Origin of the sequence: Streptomyces sp. XM83C (genome assembly GCF_023072675.1) — a bacterium.
Classification (GTDB): domain Bacteria; phylum Actinomycetota; class Actinomycetes; order Streptomycetales; family Streptomycetaceae; genus Streptomyces; species Streptomyces thermocoprophilus.
In genome coordinates, this window is record NZ_JALLGL010000047.1 from 19,277 (window position 1) to 27,747 (window position 8,471).

Genomic DNA, 8,471 nt, shown 5'->3' on the forward strand with positions numbered 1-8,471 from the left:
AGTGGTTACGCAACGTGCGAGCGATCACACCTACGGCACGGTGACGGCACGGAGTGCCAGTCAGTACATTCGAAGTAAACCCTCGTTCACTCCTCGGCCTCTCCGGCCGGTAAGGGGATCGCAGCTCATGGCATCTGCAACGAACAGTTCGGTGATCGTCGCGGGCGCACGCACGCCCATGGGACGACTGCTGGGCTCCCTCAAGTCCTTCTCCGGAGCCGACCTCGGCGGCTTCGCGATCAAGGCCGCCCTCGACCGTGCGGGGATCGGCGGCGACCAGGTGCAGTACGTGATCATGGGCCAGGTGCTCCAGGCCGGCGCGGGCCAGATCCCGGCCCGGCAGGCCGCGGTCAAGGCGGGCATCCCCATGAACGTCCCGGCCCTCACCATCAACAAGGTCTGCCTTTCCGGCCTGGACGCCATCGCGCTGGCCGACCAGCTCATCCGCGCCGGCGAGTTCGACATCGTCGTCGCCGGCGGCCAGGAGTCCATGACCAACGCCCCGCACCTGCTGCCGAAGTCCCGCGAGGGCTACAAGTACGGCGCGGTGCAGATGCTCGACGCGATGGCCCACGACGGCCTCACCGACGCGTTCGAGAACATCGCCATGGGCGAGTCCACCGAGAAGCACAACGCCCGGCTCGGCATCGGCCGCGCCGAGCAGGACGAGATCGCCGCCCTCTCCCACCAGCGGGCCGCCGCCGCGCAGAAGAACGGCGTCTTCGAAGCCGAGATCACCCCCGTGGAGATCCCGCAGCGCAAGGGCGACCCCGTCCTGTTCAGCAAGGACGAGGGCATCCGCGGCGACACCACCGTGGAGTCCCTCGGCAAGCTGCGTCCCGCCTTCTCCAAGGACGGCACCATCACCGCCGGCTCCTCCTCCCAGATCTCCGACGGCGCCGCCGCCGTGGTCGTCATGAGCAAGGCCAAGGCCGAGGAGCTGGGCCTGGAGTGGATCGCCGAGATCGGCGCCCACGGCAACGTCGCGGGACCCGACAACTCTTTGCAGTCGCAGCCGTCGAACGCGATCCTGCACGCCCTGAAGAAGGAGGGCCTGGAGGTCTCCGACCTCGACCTCATCGAGATCAACGAGGCCTTCGCCGCGGTCGCCGTGCAGTCAATGAAGGACCTCGGCGTGTCCACGGAAAAGGTGAACGTGAACGGCGGCGCCATCGCCCTCGGCCACCCCATCGGCATGTCCGGCGCCCGTCTCGTGCTGCATCTGGCGCTGGAACTGAAGCGGCGCGGCGGCGGCGTGGGCGCGGCGGCGCTGTGCGGCGGCGGCGGGCAGGGTGACGCGCTCATCGTGCGGGTACCCAAGGCCTGACGGCGCGTTCTCCCTTTCCTTCGGTACGACGTACGACCGGTACGACCTTCATGTGAACGGAGCTGTGATGCAGGACGTCTCCTCGCTGGTGGCCCAGGCCAGGGAAGGACGGCCGCGGGCCGTGGCCCGGCTGATCTCCCTGGTGGAGGGGGCGTCCCCGCAGCTGCGGGAGGTCATGGCGGCGCTGGCCCCGCTCACCGGGAACGCGTACGTGGTCGGCCTGACCGGATCGCCCGGCGTCGGCAAGTCGACGTCCACGTCGGCGCTGGTGTCCGCGTACCGCAAGCAGGGCAAGCGGGTCGGCGTCCTCGCCGTCGACCCGTCCTCGCCGTTCTCCGGCGGCGCCCTCCTCGGCGACCGGGTGCGGATGTCGGAGCACGCCTCCGACCCCGGCGTCTACATCCGCTCCATGGCCACGCGTGGCCACCTGGGCGGCCTCGCCTGGGCGGCGCCGCAGGCGATCCGCGTCCTGGACGCGGCCGGCTGCGACGTGATCCTCGTCGAGACCGTCGGCGTCGGTCAGTCCGAGGTGGAGATCGCCTCCCAGGCCGACACCAGCGTCGTGCTGCTCGCGCCCGGCATGGGCGACGGCATCCAGGCCGCCAAGGCGGGCATCCTGGAGATCGGCGATGTGTACGTCGTCAACAAGGCCGACCGGGACGGGGCCGACGCGACGGCGCGCGAACTCAACCACATGCTCGGCCTGGGCGAGGCGCGGGGGCCCGGCGACTGGCGCCCGCCGATCGTCAAGACCGTCGCCGCGCGGGGCGAGGGCGTCGACGAGGTCGTCGAGGCGCTGGAGAAGCACCGGGCGTGGATGGAGGAACGCGGGGTGCTCGCCGAGCGGCGGCTCGCGCGGGCCGCGCGGGAGGTCGAGACGATCGCCGTGACCGCGCTGCGGGAGCGGATCGGGGACCTGCACGGGGACCGGCACCTGCCGACGCTCGCGGAGCGGATCGTGGCGGGGGAGCTGGACCCGTACCGGGCGGCGGACGAACTGGTGACGGCCCTCACCCAGGCCTGACACCTACGCCCGGCGGAGGCCCCGCGCAGTTCCAGCGCCCCCGGGGTGGCTGTCGTGGGCGGCGACCCCGGCGTAGCTGCGGGCAGTCGTGCCGCAGGGCGGCACGACTGGGCGCTGGGGGTACCCCCTCCGGGGGAGGCACCCGCACGCGCCGGGTGGCGCAGCGCCCCCCGGCTCGGCACCCGTGCCGGGCGCCCCTGTCGCGCCGGGGCGCAGCCTCGCACGGAGGTGCGTGGCTGACCCCGCTGGGGGAGGGGGCCCGGCGGGGCCACGGTCCTGTCGGGCGGCTACGGGCGGCCCCGCTGCGCACGGAGATGCTCCGCGATCGGCTTCAGCGCCTTGTCGAGCTGCGTCAGAGACTCAGGATCGAGCAGATCGATGAAGTGCCGCCGCACCGACGCAACATGGTGCGGCGCCACCGCCCGCATCGTCTCCATGCCGTGCTCCGTCAGCACGGCGTACAGCCCGCGCCGGTCGGACTCGCAGTTCTCGCGGCGGACCAGGTCCGCGTTCTCCATGCGCGTGATCTGGTGCGAGAGCCGGCTCTTGGACTGAAGCGTCGCGGACGCGAGATCGCTCATGCGCATCCGCAAATCGTCCGACTCGGAGAGGTTCACCAGGATCTCGTAGTCGTTCATTGTCAGGCCGAACGGCTGCAGGTCCTTTTCGAGCTGGTACGTCAACAGCCTGTTGACCTCCAGGTGGGTGCGCCAGGCGCACTGCTCCGCATCGGTCAGCCAGCGGGTGGCCGTTTCGGTCTCCATGAATGAAGTCTACCTAAGAAGTTGAAAGACGAACTACTGGGGGTGGTTTGTGACTGCGCACGCGTTCGACGTCACACTCCGCAGACTACCGCTCACAGCCCGAAGCGACGCTGGAGGTCCCCCAGCTGTCCGGGAAGGCGCGGTACCCCCGACTGCGGTCCTTGTGTACTGTGCGCCCCTCCCGCGCCGGGTACCCCCGCCTGCTGCGGCACCGTCCCCGTGGCCTGCTCGGCCATCAGGGTCTCGGACGACTGCAGCAGCACCGTGCCGGCGCCGACGAACTCGAACTGATGCTCCTCACCGGACGCCCCGCCGAGGCCCGTCATCGCACGTAGACCGCCCATCACGCCCGTCATGTAGCCGTGGTCGTAGTGATGGCACGGCGACGGGCAGTCGGCCCAGCCGACGAGTGCCTGCGGGTCCACCCGGATCGGCGGTTCCATGAACACCACCGGACCGTTAGATGCAGCCACGAACTTTCCGGTTCCGATGAGTGTGAGAAAACCCGGCACGATCGATTGCTTCAGCGCGAGACTTGGCTGAAAAGCTAGGAGGTTGCCCGAGCGAATGGTCAGGTTGCCGTCGTTCAAATCGTACGAATTGACGTCGAAGGCCCGGTCGGCGAGGAGCATCTTGCCCGAGCCCTCCGCCACCACCCAGTCGCTCGCGTGCAGAGGCGAATGGAAGGAAGTGCGCACGAGCCGGTCCAGACGGCCATGCCCGATGCCGTTGAACTCGATCGCCCCGTAGTAGGCGATCATCTTCCCCTTCTGCAGGAACCACTGGCTCCCCTTCAGCTCCACGCAGAAGGTGTACGCGTTGACGTTGTCGTCGGCCGGCAGGCTCATCGGGTCGAAGACCACCGGGCCACCGGGGGTGGTGCAGGGGGTGCTCACAGCTTCTCCTCCGACGCCTGGACGTACACCGCACCGCTGCCGCTCAGCTCCAGCTGGAACGCCTCGCCCGAGCCGCGGCCCACCATGTCCCGCCAGCCGAGGGCGGTGGAGAGCTTGTTGCGGACATCGCCGTGGTGGGCGACATACGCCTGCGGGTCGACATGGACCGGACGCTGCGGGGTGATCGGGATCTCGAAGACACCGCCGTGCGCCATGACGGCCACCGCCCCGTGCCCCTTCAGGGTCGTGGTGAACAGCCCCTGGCCGGTGACCTGGCCGCGGACCAGGCCCATGACGCCCCCCTGGGAGCCCATGAACATCGTGCCCTGCTCCAGCGTCCCCTCGAAGGCGAGCAGGCGGTCCGCCTCCACATACAGCGTGTCGCCGCTGAGCCGGATCACCTCGATGTGGTGGCCGCCGTGCCCGAACAGCACCGTGCCGTTGCCCTCCACCGTCATCAGCGGCGTCGCCTCGCCCGCGACCCGGCGGCCGATCATCGACATCAGCCCGCCCTGGCCGCCCTGGAGATTCGGGGTGAAGGACACATCACCCCGGTACGCGAGCATCGCGCCGCGCTGGCTGAACAGCCGCTGCCCGGGAGCGACCGTCGCCTCCACCATCTTGGAGTTGATCTCACGGAAGGCCATGTCAGACGTCCCCCGCGATCGTGTTCCGCTCGCTCGGCTGCACGTACACCAGCCCGTCCCCCTCGAACCGGATCTGGAAGGCCTCACCACCGCCCTCCCCGAGCAGGGTGCGGAAGGTCGCACCCGACTGGAAGGTCTGCCTCAGATTCCCCTGGTGGGCTATGTACGCCCCCGGGTCCACGATCAGCGGGTACTGCGCGCTCACCCGCAGCACCACCGCCGGCCCGTCCGACATGATCGCCGCCTGGCCGTGGCCCTCGATCGTCGTGGTGAACAGGCCGTTCCCCTGTGAGGCACCGCGCAGGCCCGTGAACGTCGTGCCCGTCCGGAGGCCGCCGTCGGTCGCGAGCAGATTGCTCGACTCCACGTACAGCTTGTCTCCCTGGAGGCTCACGAGGTTGATCTCGGACGCGCGGTCCGCGAACCAGCAGGTCCCCTGCCCTCTCACCTCCATCAACGTCATCTGCTCTCCGGTGAGCCGCCGGGTCACCATCCCCCTGAGCCCCTCACCGCCACCCGTCAGCTTCTTGAAGCTCATCTGCCCGTCGTACGCGACCATCGAGCCGTTCTTCGCTTTCACGGCGTCCCCGGTCATGTCGACGGCGAGCACGTTGCTGCCTTGCAGTCGGAACATCGCCACGCTGCGAAGGTAGCGGCCCCCCGGGTGGAGCGGACAGGGCCTGAGGGTGGAGACGGACCCTGAGCGCACCCCTAGGGGCGCGGTTTGCCACAATGGGCGAACGCTTGTGCGTCCGTTCACAAACGGACGACGACGCGACTGCGAACCTGACGACGCCCCGACGACGACCCCCACCCGAAGGTGACCCGTGGACATCAAGACAGCCTCCGCCCTCCGCCGCCTGCGCCTGGTCTCGGCCCCCGAGGCCGTCTCCTTCCTCGTCCTGATCGTCTGCTCGGTGCTGAAGCGGACCACCGACTTCAACGCCGTCCCCGTCATGGGCGCGGTGCACGGCTTCCTCTTCGTCCTCTACGTGATCTTCTGGGCGGACGCCTGGAACCGCGCCCGCTGGGACCTGAAGACCGCCGTCCTCTACTTCGTCCTCTCCGTGCTGCCCGCCGGCGGCTTCTTCGCCGAGCGCCGGCTGCGCCGCGAGGCCGAGGACGCCGTCATCGCCGCCCGCGCCCGCAAGGAAGGGGTCGTCAACGCATGATCGTCGCCTTCTCCGTCACGCCCCTCGGCGTCGGTGAGGACGTCGGCGAGTACGTCGCCGACGCCGTCCGCGTGGTCCGCGAATCCGGCCTGCCCAACCGCACCGACGCCATGTTCACCTCCGTCGAGGGCGAGTGGGACGAGGTCATGGACGTCGTCAAGCGCGCCGTTGCCGCGGTGGAGGCACGGGCTCCACGCGTCTCTCTCGTCCTCAAGGCCGACATCCGGCCCGGAGTGACGGACGGGCTCGTCTCCAAGGTGGAGACCGTGGAGCGGCACCTGGCCGGGGAGTAGGCCCCGGGCCCGGGAACGTCGGACCAGGGCATCGGGTCCGGGGCCTCCGGCCTCGGGTCTGCGGCTCGGGCTCCGCACTGCTGCCGTCCCGCACCCCTCACCGCCGCGCACTGCCGTACAGCAGCACCGGTCACCCCGGCCCCCGAGGGCCGGGGTTTTCTCGTACCGCCACTTTGAGCGATCGCTCAAACTCCGGTACGGTCACCCCCAGACGATTTGAGCGACTGCTCAAACACTGAGCTCGCCCGGGGGAAACACATGGGGCTCTACATCGAGACACGTATCCGCACGGACCTCGACCAGCTCTGGACCCACACCCAGGACCCCGCCCACCACCAGCGCTGGGACCTGCGCTTCACCGAGATCGAACCCCTCCCGCGCGCCCACGGCGAACCACAGCGCTTCCGCTACGCCACGCGCGTGCTGCCCTTCCTCGCCGTCTCCGGCACCGGCGTCTCGGCAGGGGAGAAGGAACGCCCCGACGGCACCCGCACCTCCGCCCTGCGCTTCGCCTCCCCGCACCCCCTGTCCCTGCTCGCCGAGGGCAGCGGCTACTGGCGGTACGTCCCCGACGGCGACGGCGTCCGCTTCCTCACCGGCTACGACTACCGCACGCGCTGGGGCCGCCTCGGTGCCTTCGCCGACCGTCGGCTCTTCCGGCCCCTCATGGGCTGGGCCACCGCCTGGTCCTTCGACCGGCTGAGACTCTGGCTGGAGCGCGGCATCACCCCCGAGCGAGCCCTGCGCAACTGGCTCCTCGAACTCCTCGCCCGCGCCGCCGTCATCGCCGTCAGCGCCACCGCCCTCGCCGACGACGCCTCCGCCCTGCGCCTGCTCGGCCCCTTCGCCGCGTCCACGGCGTATCTGTGCCCCCTGCTGCTGGCCGTCGCCCTGTGCGCCGCCCTGTGCGCCGCGCCGCTGCCCGGCACGCCCGCCGCACGCCGCTGCCTGCGCCGCCCGCCCACGCGCGCGTGCGCGCCGCGCCTCCTCGACACCCTGGAGACACCGCGATGATGTCGATCTTCCGCACCGTGATGGGCAGCGACTTCGACCGTCTGCACCCGCAGCTCCAGCGCCGCTTCTCCGTGGGCCTGGCAAGCGGTGAGGCCTGCACCGGCCGCGGTGTCATGACCCGGGTGTGGCACGGTCCCGCCTGGGTGAGGCCCTTCCTGCTGCTCGGCGCCACCCGCAACATCCTCCTGCCGCGCGGTGGCCGGAACATCCCCTTCACCATCGAGAACGTGCCGTACGCCGACACCTTCGGACGTGAGACGGTGACCTTCGTGCGCACCTTCCACTTCCCCGGCCGTGCCCACCGGTTCGACGCCCAGATGGTCCTCGGCCCGCACGCCGACCGCATCGTCGACTACCTCGGCACCCACCAGCACCTCGCCAGCGACCTGTACTTCCGCGCCGAACCCGACGGCAGCCTCCTCGTCCGCTCCGGCGAACATCGCTTCCGCGAGGGCCCGGTGGACGTCCGCGTCCCCGAACTCCTCGGCGCGACCGCCGAGGTGAGGGAGAGCTACGACGACGCCACGGACCGCTTCCGCATCCGGGTCCGCGTCACCAACCGCCGCATGGGCCCCCTCTTCGGCTACGAGGGCTCCTTCACCGCGACGTACACGGATGTACGGCGCTGCGGTGTCCGGCCCGGACTGCGCCCCGTACGGGAGGAGCCACGCGTATGAGCCCGGAGACGGCCAAGTCCCGGGAGACCAGGACCAAGCTGCTGGAGGGCGCGCTGCGGACCCTCACCGAGCAGGGCATCGCCCGGACGTCGGCGCGAACCGTGGCCGCGTCCGCCGGGGTGAATCAGGCGCTGGTCTTCTACCACTTCGGCTCGGTCGACGAACTCCTCGCGGCGGCCTGCCGGTACGGCGCGGAGAAGTCCGTCGCCGCACACCGGGCGCGGCTCGCCGAGGTGACCTCGCTGTCCGAACTTCTCGCGGTGGGCCGCGAGATACACGAGCGGGAACGCGCCCACGGCCACGTCGCCCTCCTTGGGCAACTCCTGGCCGGCGCACCCACACACGCCGCGGTCGGCCCCGCCACGGCAGCGGGCCTCGACCTGTGGATCGCGGAGATCGAGACGGTCCTGCGCAGGGTCCTGCCCCGCACCCCACTGGGCGAGTTCACGAACCCCGCCGGCCTGGCACGCGCCGTCGCCGCGTCGTTCGTGGGCATCGAGCTGTACGAGCAGGTGGACGCGAACGGGGCGGGTGCGGCACTGGACGCACTGGAGCAACTGGGGGCGCTGGCGGCGGCACTGGAGGAACTGGGCCCGGTCGCGCAGCGGGCAGTGCGCAGGCACTTGCGGCGGGTGTCGGGGGGGGGGGGCTTGTCGG

Annotated in this window: 11 protein-coding genes; 7 read left to right on the forward strand and 4 right to left on the reverse strand. The window is 70.6% G+C overall.

What is annotated here, in order from left to right:
• Window positions 1-127: 127 nt before the first annotated feature.
• On the forward strand, window positions 128-1,327 hold the full coding sequence (locus tag MTQ10_RS08385; RefSeq protein ID WP_247464010.1) for an acetyl-CoA C-acetyltransferase: 1,200 nt from the start codon (window positions 128-130) through the stop codon (window positions 1,325-1,327).
• Window positions 1,328-1,394: 67 nt separating this feature from the next.
• Window positions 1,395-2,351, forward strand: a complete 957-nt coding sequence (gene meaB / locus MTQ10_RS08390; RefSeq protein ID WP_247464031.1) for a methylmalonyl Co-A mutase-associated GTPase MeaB — start codon at window positions 1,395-1,397, stop codon at window positions 2,349-2,351.
• Window positions 2,352-2,638: 287 nt separating this feature from the next.
• Here meaB and MTQ10_RS08395 read toward each other — a convergent pair whose 3' ends face one another.
• From MTQ10_RS08395 to MTQ10_RS08410, 4 genes are all read right to left on the reverse strand, one after another.
• The gene (locus MTQ10_RS08395) at window positions 2,639-3,115 is read right to left on the reverse strand and encodes a MarR family winged helix-turn-helix transcriptional regulator (protein ID WP_247464013.1); all 477 of its coding nucleotides are present in this window, start codon (window positions 3,113-3,115) and stop codon (window positions 2,639-2,641) included.
• A 92-nt stretch (window positions 3,116-3,207) separates the two neighbouring features.
• Entirely contained in the window at window positions 3,208-3,963 is a 756-nt protein-coding gene (locus MTQ10_RS08400) for an AIM24 family protein (protein ID WP_247464033.1), read from the reverse strand.
• A 44-nt stretch (window positions 3,964-4,007) separates the two neighbouring features.
• Complete coding sequence (locus tag MTQ10_RS08405) at window positions 4,008-4,658, reverse strand: AIM24 family protein (RefSeq protein ID WP_247464016.1); 651 nt, start codon at window positions 4,656-4,658, stop codon at window positions 4,008-4,010.
• Window position 4,659: 1 nt separating this feature from the next.
• Entirely contained in the window at window positions 4,660-5,292 is a 633-nt protein-coding gene (locus MTQ10_RS08410) for an AIM24 family protein (protein WP_247464035.1), read from the reverse strand.
• 193 nt (window positions 5,293-5,485) lie between these two features.
• On the opposite strand from MTQ10_RS08410, the gene MTQ10_RS08415 reads away from it, so the two are divergent.
• From MTQ10_RS08415 to MTQ10_RS08435, 5 genes are all read left to right on the forward strand, one after another.
• Window positions 5,486-5,830, forward strand: coding sequence for a DUF3817 domain-containing protein (locus tag MTQ10_RS08415; protein WP_247464019.1), 345 nt, complete (start codon window positions 5,486-5,488; stop codon window positions 5,828-5,830).
• Window positions 5,827-6,123 (forward strand): MTH1187 family thiamine-binding protein, encoded by a 297-nt coding sequence (locus tag MTQ10_RS08420; protein ID WP_247464021.1) that lies wholly within the window; start codon window positions 5,827-5,829, stop codon window positions 6,121-6,123. The genes MTQ10_RS08415 and MTQ10_RS08420 overlap by 4 nt, the downstream gene beginning before the upstream one ends.
• A 258-nt stretch (window positions 6,124-6,381) precedes the next feature.
• The gene (locus MTQ10_RS08425; RefSeq protein WP_247464025.1) at window positions 6,382-7,137 is read left to right on the forward strand and encodes a hypothetical protein; all 756 of its coding nucleotides are present in this window, start codon (window positions 6,382-6,384) and stop codon (window positions 7,135-7,137) included.
• Entirely contained in the window at window positions 7,134-7,814 is a 681-nt protein-coding gene (locus tag MTQ10_RS08430; RefSeq protein WP_247464027.1) for a DUF4166 domain-containing protein, read from the forward strand. The genes MTQ10_RS08425 and MTQ10_RS08430 overlap by 4 nt, the downstream gene beginning before the upstream one ends.
• The coding region (locus MTQ10_RS08435) for a TetR/AcrR family transcriptional regulator (RefSeq protein WP_247464029.1) at window positions 7,811-8,471 on the forward strand (661 nt) is incomplete at its 3' end. The genes MTQ10_RS08430 and MTQ10_RS08435, both read left to right, overlap by 4 nt.

What these genes read in the sequence shown, in the direction of transcription:
- MTQ10_RS08385 (WP_247464010.1), top strand. Translation starts at nt 128, where the DNA reads ATGGCATCTGCAACGAACAGTTCGGTGATCGTCGCGGGCGCACGCACG.
- meaB (WP_247464031.1), top strand. Translation starts at nt 1,395, where the DNA reads ATGCAGGACGTCTCCTCGCTGGTGGCCCAGGCCAGGGAAGGACGGCCG.
- MTQ10_RS08395 (WP_247464013.1), bottom strand. Translation starts at nt 3,115, where the DNA reads ATGGAGACCGAAACGGCCACCCGCTGGCTGACCGATGCGGAGCAGTGC.
- MTQ10_RS08400 (WP_247464033.1), bottom strand. Translation starts at nt 3,963, where the DNA reads ATGAGCCTGCCGGCCGACGACAACGTCAACGCGTACACCTTCTGCGTG.
- MTQ10_RS08405 (WP_247464016.1), bottom strand. Translation starts at nt 4,658, where the DNA reads ATGGCCTTCCGTGAGATCAACTCCAAGATGGTGGAGGCGACGGTCGCT.
- MTQ10_RS08410 (WP_247464035.1), bottom strand. Translation starts at nt 5,292, where the DNA reads ATGTTCCGACTGCAAGGCAGCAACGTGCTCGCCGTCGACATGACCGGG.
- MTQ10_RS08420 (WP_247464021.1), top strand. Translation starts at nt 5,827, where the DNA reads ATGATCGTCGCCTTCTCCGTCACGCCCCTCGGCGTCGGTGAGGACGTC.
- MTQ10_RS08425 (WP_247464025.1), top strand. Translation starts at nt 6,382, where the DNA reads ATGGGGCTCTACATCGAGACACGTATCCGCACGGACCTCGACCAGCTC.
- MTQ10_RS08430 (WP_247464027.1), top strand. Translation starts at nt 7,134, where the DNA reads ATGATGTCGATCTTCCGCACCGTGATGGGCAGCGACTTCGACCGTCTG.